At 41.8% G+C, this 17,218-nt stretch carries 12 protein-coding genes; all 12 read left to right on the forward strand.

What is annotated here, in order from left to right:
• Window positions 1-194: 194 nt before the first annotated feature.
• A complete protein-coding gene (locus ACYVQ1_RS09855) occupies window positions 195-2,288 on the forward strand; it encodes a glycosyltransferase (RefSeq protein WP_461250540.1) in 2,094 nt (697 codons plus the stop codon).
• 95 nt (window positions 2,289-2,383) lie between these two features.
• Entirely contained in the window at window positions 2,384-3,610 is a 1,227-nt protein-coding gene (gene secY2, locus ACYVQ1_RS09860; RefSeq protein ID WP_270281703.1) for an accessory Sec system protein translocase subunit SecY2, read from the forward strand.
• 100 nt (window positions 3,611-3,710) lie between these two features.
• A complete protein-coding gene (gene asp1 / locus ACYVQ1_RS09865; RefSeq protein WP_461250541.1) occupies window positions 3,711-5,282 on the forward strand; it encodes an accessory Sec system protein Asp1 in 1,572 nt (523 codons plus the stop codon).
• Entirely contained in the window at window positions 5,269-6,807 is a 1,539-nt protein-coding gene (asp2, locus tag ACYVQ1_RS09870; protein ID WP_417164393.1) for an accessory Sec system protein Asp2, read from the forward strand. The genes asp1 and asp2 overlap by 14 nt, the downstream gene beginning before the upstream one ends.
• Window positions 6,808-6,809: 2 nt before the next feature.
• Window positions 6,810-7,256, forward strand: a complete 447-nt coding sequence (gene asp3, locus ACYVQ1_RS09875) for an accessory Sec system protein Asp3 (RefSeq protein ID WP_049545312.1) — start codon at window positions 6,810-6,812, stop codon at window positions 7,254-7,256.
• Window positions 7,249-9,624: an accessory Sec system translocase SecA2 gene (secA2, locus tag ACYVQ1_RS09880; protein ID WP_461250542.1), complete on the forward strand. Its 2,376-nt coding sequence runs from the start codon at window positions 7,249-7,251 to the stop codon at window positions 9,622-9,624. The genes asp3 and secA2 overlap by 8 nt, the downstream gene beginning before the upstream one ends.
• Window positions 9,625-9,636: 12 nt before the next feature.
• Window positions 9,637-11,145: an accessory Sec system glycosyltransferase GtfA gene (gtfA, locus tag ACYVQ1_RS09885; RefSeq protein ID WP_461250543.1), complete on the forward strand. Its 1,509-nt coding sequence runs from the start codon at window positions 9,637-9,639 to the stop codon at window positions 11,143-11,145.
• Window positions 11,142-12,494, forward strand: a complete 1,353-nt coding sequence (gtfB, locus tag ACYVQ1_RS09890; RefSeq protein WP_461250544.1) for an accessory Sec system glycosylation chaperone GtfB — start codon at window positions 11,142-11,144, stop codon at window positions 12,492-12,494. The genes gtfA and gtfB overlap by 4 nt, the downstream gene beginning before the upstream one ends.
• The gene (asp4, locus tag ACYVQ1_RS09895) at window positions 12,487-12,666 is read left to right on the forward strand and encodes an accessory Sec system protein Asp4 (RefSeq protein ID WP_461250545.1); all 180 of its coding nucleotides are present in this window, start codon (window positions 12,487-12,489) and stop codon (window positions 12,664-12,666) included. Before gtfB ends, asp4 begins: the two co-directional genes overlap by 8 nt.
• Window positions 12,667-12,670: 4 nt before the next feature.
• Window positions 12,671-12,895 carry an accessory Sec system protein Asp5 gene (gene asp5 / locus ACYVQ1_RS09900; protein ID WP_002883546.1) on the forward strand — a complete coding sequence of 75 codons (225 nt, stop codon included), beginning with the start codon at window positions 12,671-12,673 and terminating at the stop codon, window positions 12,893-12,895.
• A gap of 35 nt (window positions 12,896-12,930) precedes the next feature.
• Window positions 12,931-13,932, forward strand: coding sequence for a sugar transferase (locus ACYVQ1_RS09905; RefSeq protein WP_461250546.1), 1,002 nt, complete (start codon window positions 12,931-12,933; stop codon window positions 13,930-13,932).
• A 492-nt stretch (window positions 13,933-14,424) separates the two neighbouring features.
• Window positions 14,425-17,218, forward strand: a 2,794-nt coding sequence (locus ACYVQ1_RS09910; RefSeq protein ID WP_461250547.1) for an accessory Sec-dependent serine-rich glycoprotein adhesin, incomplete at its 3' end; no start/stop codon positions are given.

Raw genomic sequence — 17,218 nt, forward strand, 5'->3', positions numbered from 1 at the left:
GATACTATGTTATAATTTAATATGGTTAAGTCTCGATAAAATCAAGGAAAAAGTGTATAGAATGTGTTTACGATCTTTATATCTTGTGACCGTAAAATGCTTGTCAGATTCTTAGACTGTTCCTTGCTATCTTATGAAAGTTTGAGACAGGAAAATAAAAAAATGTATTAGCTAGAAAAAATAAGAAATAAAAAATGACAGAAAAAATTTCCGTAATTATTCCCGTTTACAATGTAGAAAATCAACTCCAGACCTGTTTAGACAGTGTTTTGGGTCAGACCTATCAAAATCTTGAAATCATCCTTATCAATTATGGCTCAATAGATAATAGTGATGCCATTTGCCGTAGTTATGCTGCTAGGGATTTTCGTATCCTCTATTTTAAAAAGGATAATGGAGGGCTTTCAGATGCTCGCCATATTGGTATTCGTCAGGCTAAGGGAGCTTACGTCACCTATGTGGATGCTGAGGATTGGGTAGAGCCAACCTATCTAGAGGAGCTTTATAAGACTCTTCAGGCCCACAAGGCGGATATCGCAGTAGCTAATTACAGTGTCTATAAGGAATCGGAAGATCTCTTTTATTTTTATATCAAGGATGAAGATTATTATGAGCAGGTTTATTCACCGGCTCAGATTATTGATGGTCTCTTTGAAGAAACCAATAACATTAACATCGCTCTGATTTCTGCGACAGGCAAACTCTACAAACGTTCTTTGTTTAATGACTTGCTTTTTCCAAAAGAGCATGCAGGAGAAGACGGCTTTTTCAACCTTAAGGCCTATCTCATGAGTGAGCGTACGGTTTATCTCAATAAGGGACTTTATGTCTACCGTGAGAGTCCAGAGATGCCATCAGCGACTTGGATGCAAGATTGGATGATGACTTTGGTTTATGCCATGGAGGAACGCTTGGCGATTGTTGCTAGCCATGGTTTCCCTCTGGAAAAATATATGGTTACCTATCGTCAGATGCTAGAGGCTTGCTTGAAAAATGTGGAAGAACAAGGTCTCACAGATTCTGAAGCCTATCGCTCTATTCAGGAAAAATTCCAGGTTTTGAGCTTGGCTCCTCAACGTTATGAGATTAAAAAGCATGCTATTGTCCTAGCGGCTAACTATGACTATGTTGATCAAGTGCTTACGACCATAAAATCTATCGTTTTCCATCATCGCAACATTCGTTTTTACTTGATTAACGATGATTTCTCTCAAGAGTGGTTTAGGGGGCTCAATCGTCATCTGGCTGCTTTTGGCAGTGAAGTGATTAACTGTCGTGTAGATAGCAGTCATATCAAACAATACAAGACCAATAGCAACTATGCTAGCTATCTACGCTATTTTGTGGCGGACTTTGTATCTGAGGAACAGGCCCTTTATTTGGATAGTGACATGGTGGTTACAGGTTCTCTAGAGGACCTCTTTACCCTTGATTTGCAAGGTCGACCTTTGGCTGCTGTACGTGACTATGCTGTTCAAGTTCAGGATCGTCAGGCAATGTTTGATGCAGGCTTCATGGTGATTGATACGGCTTATTGGAAGCAGTACAACATGAGACGTCACTTAATTGACATGACTAGCGAATGGCATGATAAGGTACCATTTGCGGAGCAGTCAATTCTTAATATGGTTTTTCGTAACAACTGGTTGACGTTGTCTTTTGACAATAACTACGCTGTGACCAAGTCTAGTCTAGCTGGTTACCATTTGCCAAATGGTCAAGACTATCCTAAGGTTTTACACTATACTTCACACCGTAAGCCCTGGTTACCTTTGGCTTGCCAAGCTTATCGTGAGGTTTGGTGGTTCTATGCCCAAATGGATTGGTCAGGAGTAGCTGAAAATGCCACCTTACTGCCACTTTCAGAGGACATGATTTATCCTAAGGGCCGTCCATTTACTTGTTTGGTCTACACCAACATTTCAGAAATCCCTCATTTGACGGATCTTATCTCGGCTCTTCCTAAGGTACAGTTTAAAATTGCCTCACGCCAGCATGTGACAGACAAATTGGCCCAATTGATTACCTATCCAAATGTGACAGTTTACTCAGCCATTGCAGGTTTAAATGGGCTAGATTTGGAATTGGTGCGTACTAGTGACTTGCTTTTGGATATTAATCCAGGCAGAAAAGTAGTGGAAATTCTTGATGCCTTTAGGTTTGAAAACAAACCAATCTTAGGATTTGAGGACCTCAAGTCAACCAAACATAATCAGCAAACCTACTCAAGAGATCGTTGGAAAGAGATGGCTGAGACCATTCGCCAGATGCGTAAGAAGAGTCTGTAATCCATTATTTGGATGAGTGGGCTGCAATTTAGTTTATGTCTCATTTCTAACGAAATAACATCAGCCTGTTTATAGGGCAGGAAATAGGAGTAACAGTGAAAAAAATTAGTCAATCGATAATCACCAAACGTGTGTTATGGACCGTCTTTTTCCTCTTTATTTATTGTTTAGGAAATCGCTTGGTTCTACCGTTTGTGGATTTGAAAAATGCAAATATCTTTGGGGGAGCCATGGGTTCCTTGGCTTTCTCTAGTGCCATGATGGGTGGAAACCTCAGGTCTATGTCGCTTTTTTCAGTAGGCTTGTCGCCCTGGATGTCAGCAATGATTCTCTGGCAGATGTTTTCTTTCTCTAAGAAAATGGGCTTAAAAAACCTTCCCGTCGAGATTCAGGACCGCAGACGAATGTACTTGGCCCTAGCAATTGCTTTGGTCCAATCTCTGGCAGTGTCCTTGAACCTACCTATCGTTTCTGGGGTTAATGCCGGTCTCGCCATTTTCATGAATACCATCTTGTTGATTGCTGGAACCTTTTTCTTGATTTGGTTATCGGATCTCAACTCCCTCTTTGGGATTGGGGGATCCATTGTTATCTTGATGGCGAGTATGATGGCCAATATGCCATATCAAATCATGGATAGCGTTGAAAAGCTAGGTATTGGTTGGGATGTCTTGCTTCCTCTGTTTTTGTTCAGTTTGGTCTTTCTCTACATTGCTGGGGTTGTGCAGAGGGCTAGATATCGTATCCCAATCAATAAAATCAACATTCATAACCGCTTCAAACAATATTCTTACTTGGATATTATGTTGAACCCAGCCGGAGGGATGCCTTTCATGTATGCCATGTCACTAGTCAGCATTCCACAGTATGTCTTTATGCTGATTCAGTTTATGCATCCTGATAATAAGTGGACTAGTGAGGCTATCAAGGCCTTGACGGTCGGTCGACCACTTTGGTTAGTTATTTATCTAGTCATGCTCTTCGTTCTAGGTTTAGCCTTTGCCTTTGTTAATGTCTCTGGTGAGCAAATCTCAGAACGTATGCGTAAGTCAGGTGAGTATATCTACGGTGTTTATCCAGGTCAAGAAACCAGTGCCTATATCAACCATTTGGTCCTTAGACTTGGTTTCATCGGTGCCCTTTACATGCTCTTTATGGCAGGTGCTCCAATGCTCATTATCTTGGTTAATCCGGATTACTTACAGCTTAGTATGATTCCTGGTACTTTCTTGATTTTTAGCGGTATGATTTACAACGTTAACGAGGAAATGAAAGCTTTGAAGCTTAACACTTCCTATACCCCACTTTTTGAAAATGTATAATATCTCACCCCTCGTGGGGTTGAGAGGCAGGCTGGTGATGCGTGATCGGTCTGCCCCTCAATCTCAAGTATTGTGATGAAAAGACAATGAAGGAGAACTCATGTATTATTTTATTCCAGCTTGGTATGGACAGACGGATGAATTTTGGAAGACTGCCATTGATCCTTGGTACCGTATCCGTCAAAAAATTGAATTTGATGATAGCTTGCACCAAGTTCGCATTTTTCAGGACGAAGATCTAGCGCCTCAGCTTTTACTTTTAGCCTATCAACCTCATTTGCGTTATTTCTTGCATCGTCATGATGTCTTAGAAGTTGGCTACACAGCTATTTTTGATTTGATTCAAGGTATTACGGATGAAGAGATGCGAAATCTTCAGGTGACAGATTTGGAATGGCCAGAAGGGTCTACCTTTGTTCACACACCATTTGCAATTGTGGTTCAATGCCAACACCAGCGTTATGCCGAGGTTGAATTCGGATCAGAGGGTTTTATTGGAATGATTCGCTACTTTAAGGATGAGCAAATCATTCGTGAAGATGTCTACGATGACCGCGGCTTTATTTCGAGTAGCCTTTATTATGAAGAGGGACAACCCATCTACCGAAACTACCTCAACGCCAAGGGAGTCTGGCAGCTTTGTCATTTCTTTGATGGACGTGGAATTGTAGCCAACCCTCGTACAGATGGCCGTTTTGAAAAGAGTTATTACGGTGACCTTTCAGAAGTTATCTGGGAATTTTTGAATAAATTCTTAGCTGAAGAGGTCAAGGCAGCAGACCGTTTTGTTATTGCGTCAGACCTGCGTCACAACAAACACCTCTTTGAACACTTGCCAGCAGAAAATACAAAGATTTTGACCTGGTTCGCAGAACGTAATCAGGAAGATAAGGTTGATGCTTATGCGGCCTTTCTTCCACAGGTGGACTTAATGATTGCGGATCGTTACGATTACTTGGAGCAACTTCAGGTTGCCTATCCGAAAGAGGCTAAGAAACTCAAACATATGGCTTCCTTCGATACCCGTTTGGCTTTGGGAACCAGTCAACGTGTCAAAGAGTCTAAAATCTTTTATCAGGTTGACTTCGATCAGTTGGATTTAGAGGCTATTTATCAGGTCTTGGCTTTCGTGGCTAAGTATCCAAAGACACAGGTTGAGTTTGGTGCATTTAATGCCAATCCAGAGCAACTCGGTAGCCTGCAACATCAAGTGGAAAAAATGATTGAAGAACGTTTGAGTCCAGAAGCCTTTGAAGAAGTTGTTGAAAGTAGTGGTGCAGAAAATAAATTGGAAGAAAATAACGAAATTATAAGCCGATTTTCTTTCCAAGATCTGCGTGACGAGACTGCTCTTATCAAGTCACTTCAATTTACACGCCTTATTGTCGACTTGAGTAAGGAGCCTAATCGTTATACACAGATTGCCGGAATTAGTGCAGGTATTCCACAGATTAACCGTGTGGCGTCTGAGTATGTGACCCATCAAGAGAATGGTTATATCTTGAAGCACTTGTCTGATTTTGAAAAAGGGGCTTACTACTATTTGGGACAATTGAACAACTGGAACCGTTCCCTTATCTACTCGATTGAGAAAATTAAGGAAAATACGGGAGACCGTTTGGTACAAAAATGGGAAAATTGGTTGAAGGAGGAGCAGAATGACCAAGGATAATCGCCTGAAAATACTACAAGTTGGATCTTCTAACTGGTCAGAAAAACAGGAAATTCCTGAAAATATGAAATGGTACTATTGTAGTCCTGGTCAGATTGAGACCTTGCAAGAAACCATCGAAGAAGACGAAATCAAGGCTTTCACAGCAGTTATTGTGGACAGTCTTGCGGGTCTTGAAGAATTGATGGCTATTAAAGAATATTTGATTCCTCATACTATCTTCTTTGATCAAACCATAAAAGTGCCAGATGAGAGCCTTCTTCAGTTTCTGAAGGAAGTTTGCGCTGTCCCAACGGATTTTTCAAATCATGGTCAGTTGCTCTTTACCCTTTCCAAAGCGCTCTTTTCAGGGCAATACGGGGATAAGATGTTTCCATTCACTACCCAAGTTAACCCAAATTTCAGTGGTGAAGTGACCTATCATGGTTATGAAAATGTCATTTTAAAGGGTGATTATGGTCAAGAATTTAGTCCTGTCTTGGACTGGACCTATAATGTCAGAGCTAGTAAGGAAAATCCAATTGAGCTTTGGTTGGAGTTTGAAAAAGATGCTACCTGTGAGTGCCGCTTGATTCTCAATCTTCTGCCAGAAGGTTCGGTCGCAGGCATTTTCAAGACCTACATCGTTTCAGAAGAAGAAATGCGCAAAGGAGCCATTGTTCTTGATGAGGACAGAACCTTCCTTTTGTCAGCAAGTCTTGAAATGAAGGGCAAAGGTCAGATTACTATTGGTGGGCTTCACCAACGTTTGACGCGTTTCCAGTTTGGGAAGTTTGTCCTTGGCGGTGGTATTCTCCACGATAGCAAACGTCAGGAAATCAACTATTTCTTCTATCCTGGAGACTTCAAGCCACCTTTGTCTGTTTACTTCTCAGGTTTCCGTCCTGCCGAAGGTTTCGAAGGTTTCGGGATGATGAAGGCTATGGGAACTCCCTTTTTGCTCTTTTCAGATCCTCGCCTTCAGGGTGGAGCCTTTTACATGGGAACTGAAGAACTTGAAAATAGTATCAAGGATACCATCCAACATTACTTGGACTACCTAGGTTTTGACAATAGTCAGCTCATCCTTTCTGGGATGTCCATGGGAACCTTCCCATCTATGTATTATGGTGCGGACTTTGAACCTCATGCCATCATCATGTCTAAACCTCTAGCTAATGTCGGTACTATCGGTAATCGTGCCAGACTCTTGGCGCCAGAGGTCTTTCCAACAGGAATTGATGTCTTGCATTTGCAGACAGGACGTTTGGATAATGATGGTGTTGAGGCTCTTAATCAGAAGTTCTGGAATAAGTTTGAAAAAGCAGATTTTTCAAACACGACCTTTGGTCTTTCTTACATGAAAGATGAGGATATGGATCCAACGGCCTATGAGGATATTACCAAATCCCTCTATTATTCAGGGGCAAAGATTCTCAGCAAGGGAACGTCGGGGCGACACAACGATGATTCCGCTACGGCGACAACTTGGTTTGTCAATTTTTACCGTATGATTTTAGAAAATGATTTTGGAAGAAAGGAGTAAGAATGTTCAGAAACAAGAAATCAGAAATCTTGTGGGGTTTAAACCACAAAGCTTACATGTATGGCTCAAAAATTGTTAAGCGCCAAGATGGTTCTGTACAATTTTACAATCCTTTGGTGCCATCAGGAACGGAAATCCAGTCTTGGATGGCCATCCAAAACTATCAAGCTGCTCGTACCCAGCCTGCCCTCCCACTTTTGAAAAAAGGGCATAGCTATGATTTGACGGCTAATCTCGAAGCTGTACCAACAGGATCAGTCTTTTTGAAAGTCAGCTTTTTGGACCGTTATGACAATGAAATCAAACAGCTTATTGAAAAAAGTACCCACATGACCTTTATTTACCCTCATGAGGCTTATACCTATCGTATTTCCCTCTTGAGTGCTGGGGTCAAAGAGCTGGATTTCTACAGCTTAAAACTGGAAGAAACAGGAGAAGAACATGTTTAAACAACTGAATCCTATTCTCCCTGTTAAGGAGATACTCAAGGAAATTAACGGACTAGCCGATGAAATGGCCGGTCTGAGCAACCTTGAGTTGAAAAATAAAACGCAGGAATTTAAGGAGCGTTTAGCCCAAGGAGAAAGCTTGGACGACCTCCTGCCAGAAGCCTTTGCGGTTGTTCGTGAAGCAGATAAGCGCGTGCTAGGCATGTTTCCTTATGATGTTCAGGTCATGGGGGGCATTGTCATGCACCAGGGCCATATCGCTGAGATGAATACCGGTGAGGGTAAGACTTTGACGGCAACCATGCCAGTCTACCTTAATGCCTTGTCAGGTGAAGGGGCTATCCTCGTTACGACCAATGAATACTTGGCTATCCGTGACGCCGAAGAAATGGGTCAGGTCTATGAGTTCCTAGGTTTGACGATTGGTGTGCCTTGTGTGGAAGGCAGTAATGAGATGGAACCAGCTGAAAAGCGTGCCATCTATCAATCAGATATCGTTTACACGACCAATGCCAGTCTAGGTTTTGACTATTTGATTGATAACCTTGCTTCTAACCAAGACGGGAAATACATGCGTCCCTTTAACTATGCTATCGTCGATGAGGTAGACTCTGTCCTTCTTGATAGTGCCCAGACGCCCTTGATTATTTCTGGTGCGCCCCGTGTTCAGTCCAACTACTATGGAATGATGGATACGCTTATGACCACCTTGGTCGAGGGTGAAGACTACATCTTCAAAGAGGAAAAAGGTGAAGTTTGGTTGACCACTAAGGGTGCCAAGGCTGCTGAAAACTACCTCGGTATCGGCAACCTCTACGATGAGGAAAATAGTACCTTTGCCCGTCATTTGCTCTTCTCACTTCGTGCCCACTTGCTCTATAAAAAGGACAAGGACTACATCATTCGTGATGGTAAGAAAGGGCCAGAAGTGGTCCTTCTTGATAAATCGACAGGTCGTCTCTTGGAATTGACCAAGCTCCAAGGTGGACTCCACCAAGCCATCGAAGCCAAGGAATTAGTGGCCTTGTCACAAGAAACCAGAGCCATGGCTTCTATCACCTACCAAAGTCTCTTTAAAAAATTCCAGAAAATTTCAGGGATGACTGGTACTGGTAAGGTCGCGGAAAAAGAATTTCTCGATACCTATGGTATGAAGGTCATTCAAATTCCAACCAACCGTAAGAAACAACGTATCGACTATCCAGATAAGATTTATGCGACTCTGCCAGAGAAGGTCTTTGCTTCTTTAGAGTATGTTAAGCATTATCATGAAAAAGGCAATCCTATCTTGATTTTCGTTGGTTCGGTGGAAATGTCAGAGCTTTATTCTTCTTTGCTTTTGCGTGAGGGGATTGCTCATAACCTCCTAAATGCCAACAATGCACCTCGAGAGGCTGAGATGATTGCTGAGTCAGGACAAATGGGTGCCGTGACAGTTGCGACTTCAATGGCTGGACGTGGAACAGATATCAAGCTCGGCAAGGGCGTAGCTGAACTGGGTGGATTGGTCGTAATCGGTACGGAACGTATGGAAAGTCAACGTATTGACTTGCAAATTCGTGGCCGTTCTGGACGTCAGGGAGACCCTGGTATGTCTAAATTCTTCGTCTCACTTGAAGACGATGTGATTAAGAAATACGGTCCATCATGGGTTCACCGTACCTACAAAGAATACGCCATTAATGATCACATTGATCCTAAGGAACTGACCGGTCGCAAGTATCGTAAATTGGTTGAAAAAGCCCAAGAAGCTAGTGAGAGTTCTGGTCGTACCTCACGTCGTCAGACGCTTGAATTTGCAGAAAGTATGAACATCCAACGTGAGATGATTTATGCTCAACGTGACCGTCTCATCTACCACAATCAAGGTTTGGACACTGTTATCGACGAGGTTCTTGACGATTTCATCGACCAAGCTATGGCTGAGGAAGATTTCTCAAAAGCGGAAAATCTTTACCATTTCATCTTGCGTAATATCAGCTTCCGCATCAATGAGATTCCAAAGAATTTGGACCTCAACAATCGTGAGCAAGTCTTGGAACTCATCTACCAGTTTGCTTATCGTGAACTTGATGCTAAGAAGCAAGAGTTGAAGACTAAGGAACTTAACGAGTATTTCCAACGCCTATCCATGCTTAAGGCTGTGGATGACAACTGGGTAGAGCAGGTAGACTATCTGCAACAACTCCAAATGGCTATCGGTAGCCAGCAACTCAGTCAAAAGAACCCTATTGTCGAATATTACCAAGAGGCTTACAAGGGCTTTGAAGCCATGAAACGTCAAATCAGAAAGGATATGGTTCGTAATCTTCTCCTCAGTCAGGTGCAAGTCACTAAAAAAGGAGATATCATCAGCCATTTCCCATAAAATAAGGAAATTATGACAGTATATAACATTAATTTAGGCATAGGTTGGGCCAGCAGTGGTGTCGAATATGCTCAGGCCTATCGTGCTAAGATTTTCAAGGAAATGGGGCAAGAAGCAAAATTTGTCTTTATGGACCTCATCCTTGGGGATAATATCGAGCATATGACTAGTAAGATTGGTTTTTCAGACGATGAAATCATCTGGCTCCATAACTATTTTACAGATATCAAGATTGCGCCATCGACTATTAGCCTAGCAGAAATAGAGACCGTCTTACCTGCCAATCCTGAGCGCAAGGAAGTTGCTGGTCGCCTCATTCGTTACCATTATCCACAGGATGATATGGTAGTAGCATGTAACCTTCGTGCGATGGACGAAGATGCAGTGGAAACAGTCAGCTATTTTGTCAATGACAAGCTCTTGCGCAAGGACTTTTACTCTTACACTCGTTACTGCAGTGAGTATTCTGCGCCTAAGGACAATCAAGCCAAGGTTTACCAACGTCGTTTTTATAACGAAGATGGGTCTACAGCCTATGACATGATTGTCGGAGACAATAATCAGGATATCTATCGTTTTCCTGATCAGGTTCTTTATGGTAAGCAAGAATTCCTTCGCTATTTCTTCAAACGTCTAGCCCTAACCAAGGATGATGTGGTCATCTTGGACCGTGAAACAGGTATTGGCCAGTTGGTCTTTGAAGAAGCGCAAGCTGCTCGCCTAGGTGTAGTGGTTCACGCTGAGCATTTTAGTGTCAATCAAACTGATGGCAACTATATTCTCTGGAATAACTATTACGAGTACCAGTTTACCAATGCGGACAAGGTTGATTTCTTTATCGTGGCAACTGATCGTCAGAAGGAAATTCTGCAGGAACAGTTCCGTCGCTACACCAACCATGATCCAAAGATTTACACTATTCCAGTGGGAAGTCTGCCTGAATTGGTTGGACAGGACAAGCCACGTAAGCCATTCTCAATGATTACGGCCTCACGATTGGCTCAGGAAAAACACATTGACTGGTTAGTTCGTGCGGTTATCGAGGTTCATAAGACTCTGCCAGATATCACTTTTGATATCTACGGTAGTGGTAGTATGGATGCCAAGTTGCGTGAGATTATTGTCGAAGCACAAGCTGGCGACTATATCCGACTCATGGGGCATGCTGACTTGACTGACATTTATAGCCAGTACGAGGTCTACCTAACAGCTTCAACCAGTGAAGGTTTTGGCCTTACTCTCATGGAGGCGGTTGGTTCAGGTCTTCCGATGATTGGATTTGATGTGCCTTATGGAAATCAAACCTTTATAGAAGACGGGGTCAACGGTTATCTCCTCCCTGTCGCTGAAAATCATGTTGTGGATGTCATCACCAAGTCCTATAAGGATGCCATTGTCCGTCTCTATGAAAAAGGCAATATCGAAGCCATGCGTCAAAAATCTTATGACCTTGCCAAAGGCTTCTTGACCAGTCAAGTTAAGGCAGCTTGGAAACAGTTACTTGAGGAGGTACGCTCATGATATTCTTATGTGATTACTACAATCAAGCCAGTAAGGATCTAGCCTACTCACTTCAGGTAGCAGGCTATGATGCCACAACAGTTGTCATCAATCCAGATGGTTTTCTCCCTCAAGACGCTCTCTCTCCTTTCACCTATTATGTGGAAGCAGAAGAGGAAACTGGCAAACCACGCTTTTTCAACCAAGTTCCTGTGCCAGCCTTTTGGGAAATTTCAGGGAACAATCAGATGGCGCGTGTGTCTAATCTTACCGAAGAACGTGCCCGCATCACCTACCCAGATGGTAGCAAGGCTCGTATCGTTAAAAGTGTCGAATGGTTAGACAAGTCAGGAAAGATTCGCCAAGTGGACCACTATAACAAATATGGATTCTGCTTTGCCAAAACCACTCATGATGAGAACGGTCAGGCAGTCTTTACCAGCTACCAAACCAAAGAAGGCGACGAACGTATTTTGGAAAATCATCTCACCAGTGATATTCTCTTGACTCTACCAGGACAAGCCCTCCGTCGTTTCGCCAACCGTACCGAATTTGTTAAAGCCTTCCTAGCTCAGGTCTTTGGTGATATCGATCACATTATCTTTAATAGCTTGGCAACACCTTTCGTCGTCTCATGGACTATGCAAAATAAGGGTGCCACTGATGTCCTTGTCTGGCAAGAGCCACTGGGTGATATCCTACCAGGCAATATGAATGGTATCTTAGAGGATAATTCAGCCAGAGCCAATGCCATCATCATTCCTGATAAGGCCACTTATGAAAAAGCCTTGACGCTGGTACCTGAGGATAAAAAACACAAGGTCTTGTCATTTGGCTATGCCTATGACTTCAAGGAAAACCATTGCAAACCTCGTAATGCCTTTATTGCAACCAATTCAGACCAAATTGAGCGTTTAGAAGCCTTGGTTGAGTCACTCCCTGATGTGACCTTCCAGATTGCGGCAGTCACTGAGATGTCACCAAGATTGCTCTCAATGATGCGTTATTCAAACGTTGTGCTCCATCCAAACGCTAGTCACAAGCAGTTGGACAAGCTCTATCAAGAGTCTGACCTCTACTTGGACATTAACCATCATAATGAATTGTATAAGGCGACGCGAACTGCCTTTGAACACCAATTATTGATTCTGGCCTTTTCAGAAACAGCTCATGGACCTGTCTATACAGCACCAGAGCATATCTATGCCAGTCAGAACTATCCAGCTATGGTTGCCAAGATTAAGAAGGTCCTAAGCGACAATCAAGCTATGCAAGAGGCCATGCAAGCTCAAGAAGCTCAAGCCAATACTCTGACTGCTTCTGAGTTGGCCGACCGCTTACAATCACTTTTAGGAGGAAATCATGTCTAAAAAAGATTTATTCTACGGTGACGTTGAAGGCCGTATGGAAGAACTCAAGCAAAAGCCTATCACAAAAGAAAAAGAAACCAGAGGAGAGAGGATCAACAAGAGCTTTTCAATCATGCTCGGACTTGTTATTATCATCGGTTTGATCTTCACCCTTATTGGTTTGTTGAGGTAGTCTTATGATGTTAGTATTTATGGTTCTAGCAGTGATTCTTTCGGTTGCCCTTATTGTCCTAGTGACCATCCAACCGCGTCAAACGCAGATTTTCTCAACGGATGCCACTAGTAATATCGGTAAACCAAGTTATTGGGCTAGCCAACCGATTCGAAAAATGTTGACCTTGGCTATCAGCATAGCCCTCTTTATCCTCTTACTTATTTTTATGATTGTTTCTTATAAGTAGAGGACTTCCTAGCGTATAATAGAAAGAAGTATGTCATGCGCGTACATTTTACAAATTTATTTGGCCAGTCCTCACGCAGTGTGGCCTTGATTGCCCAAAATGATACCATGAAGATTGCCAGAGAGCTCGGTGCTAATGAACTAGGAATTTATTTCTATGATAGTAGTCAAGAGCCAGATGGAGAGCTTAATTCCCGCTTTGATGGGATTGTAGCAGGACTAAGTGTTGGAGACATTGTTTTCTTCCAGTCCCCATCATGGAATGGTAGTGAGTGGGATAGTCGGTTGCTCCGTAAATTCAAAGCTGTTAATGCTAAGACCGTTATGTTTATCCATGACGTCCCACCTCTCATGTTTGATAGTAACTACTATCTCATGTCTTCTTATATTGACATGTACAATCTCTGTGATATCGTCGTTGTTCCATCTGAAAAGATGCGTGATCGACTAATTGAGGAAGGGCTAACAGTTGAGAAGATTATCATCCAAAAACTTTGGGACTTACCTCATAGTCTGGACTTGCACCAGCCTGCTTTCCAAAAGAAAATGATTTTTGCCGGAAACCCAACACGTTTCCCACATATCTTAGACTGGAAACAAACGACCCCTCTCCACGTCTACGCAGATAAACAAGAGGATAAGGATTATTCCAAAGTCCACCTCGAAGGCTGGCGAAATAAACATGAGCTTTTGCTAGAACTATCTAAGGGAGGATTTGGTCTGGTCTGGGGAAATTCGGAAAAACCAGAGGACGAGCTTGACTACTATAAGATGAACATCTCTTATAAACTCTCTACTTACTTAGCCGCAGGTCTCCCAGTTGTTGTACCTGACTACCTCTCAAATGCAGACTATATCAAAAAACATGGTCTAGGCTTCGTCGTTTCAAGTCTGGAAGAAGCAGACCGTTGCGTTCAAGAATGTACCGAGGAGGAGTATGCACAGATGGTGGCTAATGCTCGCCACACAGTCTATCTCATTAGTAACGGTTACTTCACAAAGAAACTTTTTATCGATGCTATCATGGCATTAAGCTAATAGAAAAAGGATTATCGAAAGGTAATCCTTTTTTTGTGACAAATCTGAGCATATATCTTGACTTTTTATAAATTATTCAAATCATTTTCACTTTAGACTTAAGGATTTAAGGAAGACCTGTCTCTAATTAGGATTAATGTTAAAAAATAGTCAATAATAGCCTAACAGATGTAAAGAATTCGCCTAAAACAATTGATTGTAATTGTGTGACAATTTATCAAAAATGGAATTGTTGGATAATTTTAAACCGAACGATAGTCAGCTTAAAAATGAGAACAATAGAAACAAGTAGCATAAAATAGGGGTTTTCAACCGTTTGCACATAAAAATAAGGGTAATTATTTATATTAATCAGAAAATTCAGAATTGCGAAAACCTTACATTTTTTTGAAGAAAATGAGATAAAAAAGAACAATTTTTAGTCAACTTGTGTTATATTATAAAATGTAATTTCCAGATTAGGAAATAACTCATATTTTTTAGGAGGTAAATATGTTTTTTAGACGTAACGAAGGTGAATTCCGCGAAACTGATCGCGTGACTCGCTTCAAACTTATCAAATCGGGTAAAAACTGGCTTCGTGCTGCGACATCTAACTTTGGACTTTTCAAAGTTGTTAAAGGTGGCGCAGATGCTCCGTCAGTATCAGTTCAAAATGTAGAAGAAAAATCTTCTCTTCTTTCAGGTACAGCTCTTCTTAAAGGGATTGCAGCAGCAGGTGCTGTGGCAGGTGGAGCAGTAGCAACTTACACTGCTCAAGCCGAAGAAACAAGTGCTCCAGCTTTGGAAAGCCAAGCAACTACAAATCATGATATCATTGCTAACTCTGATTCAGTTGCCTTGAGCGCTGCTCCAGTATCTGAAACAGTAGCTTCAGAAGCTCCAGCATCAGCTAGTCAAGAGTCTACAAGCTCTTCAGTTGACGCTCAAGCAAGCACAGACGCTTCAGTTTCAGTATCACAATCTGTATCAGCAGAATTGTCACAAGCTATCTCAGAATCTGTATCACTTAGCAAAGTGAACTCAACATCTGAAAGCCAATCACACACTGAAAGCAACAGTGGTTCAAACTCAGAATCATCTTCAGCTTCAGAATCAGCAACTTCAACAGCTGCAACTGCATCAGAAACAGCGACACAAGAAGATGAAAAAACTATCTTGGATCAAAACGTTTCAGAAGCAGAATTGCTTGTAGGTATCGCTAAAGATTACCAAGCTAAGTTGACTGATACAGCTGCTAAAGCTGAAATCCAAACTGCTATCGCAACAGTTCAAGAAGAAGTTGCTAAATCAACAACATTGCTTGCTGCATCAGCAACAAACGCTGCTTACGCAGAACAACGTGAGCGCCTTGGAAACGCTGTTGACAACATGATGACTAAGATCACTGACAATGGCTTCACAGGTAACTCAGTAGTTAATGGTGTTGCAGCAGTGACAGCACAGTTGGCACCAATCTCAACAAGCACTGCTGGTAGCGTAGATACTAACCCAGTTATCTCAAACGCTAATGGTGCAACGATTGAAGATGCAGCCTTCAACGAAGCTGGCTATGCTTTGGATCCAAACGCTGATCGCTTCACTTTTGGTGTATGGCAATTCCTTAAAACTAACCACGCTACTGGAGCTAAAACAAACTTTGATTATTATGCTACTCTTTCAGTAGACCGTTCTGCAATCACTGGTAGCCTTTCAGCTAACCCAGATGTTTACTTGCGTATCGTTAAGAAGTCTGATGGTTCAGAAGTTTACACTCGTACAATCAAAGCGGGAGAAAGCAATATCTCACTTCCAAGCTACATCACAAACAACAACTCTGATGTAACTAACACTTTGACATACGCAGCTGCTAACGGAACTAATCCAGGTAACGTTACCTTCTCATTGGTAAATGCTAACCTTGAGTATGAAACACTTCAAATCCGTGATACTAACTACCCAGGTAACCAAGGTGAAGACAAACAAAACGTTCAAACTTCTGTTCCTTATGCTAAAGCTGATCAAACAACTTACTATAAAGTCGTTGACAGTAGCAAGTACACAGAAGGTCAAACATACAAACCAACTGGAAATGAAACAGTTCTTGCAAGCTATACTCAAACAGGTCTTGCAGGACAACAATTCACAGCCTCAGGAAATCGTGATGTTGCTGGTTACAAACCTGTAGCTGCCACAACAGATACAACTCAAAAAACATCAGGTATTCTCGGTAAGGGTGTTGTTGGACAAAAACTTGTTGAACTTCAAGGTGGAGCCAACCACTACTACGTGAAACGTATTTCTGAAATCGTTGATACTGATGGCTCAACTGTAACGAAATTCTACGCTCTTGATCCATCACAGGTTAACAATTTTGCTACATCAGATATTGGTACTGAAGATGTATCGAAGTACACACTCATCTATACAAGTAAAGTAAATAAAGCTGGTGAAGAGTGGAAGGCTGATGAGACTAAAGTTACAAAAGTAAACAGTAAAAATGGTGACTACTATCTTGAAGTCAACGAAACTGCTGGAAGCAAATCACTCATTATCACTGGTTGGTCGTCTGCTACTGAGACAGATACTTATAAACAAATGGACGGAACTCTACATACTTATCCACGTCCATTCAAAGGTGCTCCAAGCACATCATTGACACCTGCCGGAGCTGGTAATAACAGTTACAACGTCATCGCTGGTAAAGTTCCAGAAATCCAAGCAGAAGGATCTGTTGCGAATGACCCAACAGCGCCAAACGGAAAAGTATACTCTGAATTGAAGGGTTATTCATCATTCTCAAACAACTACTCAATTCCAACTGCGATTAAACCATCAACTGATGTGAACTATTACTTCGTTAAGATGAATGATTCTGAATCTGCTTCTCAATCGCAATCATTCTCAAACTCTGCATCAAACTCGCAATCCGAGTCAGAAGTAGTGTCTAAATCACAATCTTCATCAGAATCAGAAGTAGCGTCTAAATCACAATCTGTATCAGAATCAGAAGTGGTTTCTAAATCACAATCAGTGTCACAATCAGAATCAGAAGTAACGTCTAAGTCACAATCTTCATCAGAATCAGAAGTAGTGTCTAAGTCACAATCTGTATCACAATCAGAATCAGAAGTAGTGTCTAAGTCACAATCTGTATCACAATCAGAATCAGAAGTAGTATCTAAGTCACAATCTGTATCACAATCAGAATCAGAAGTAGTGTCTAAGTCACAATCTGTATCACAATCAGAATCAGAAGTAGTGTCTAAGTCACAATCTGTATCACAATCAGAATCAGAAGTAGTAT

Source organism: Streptococcus parasalivarius, assembly GCF_054785155.1.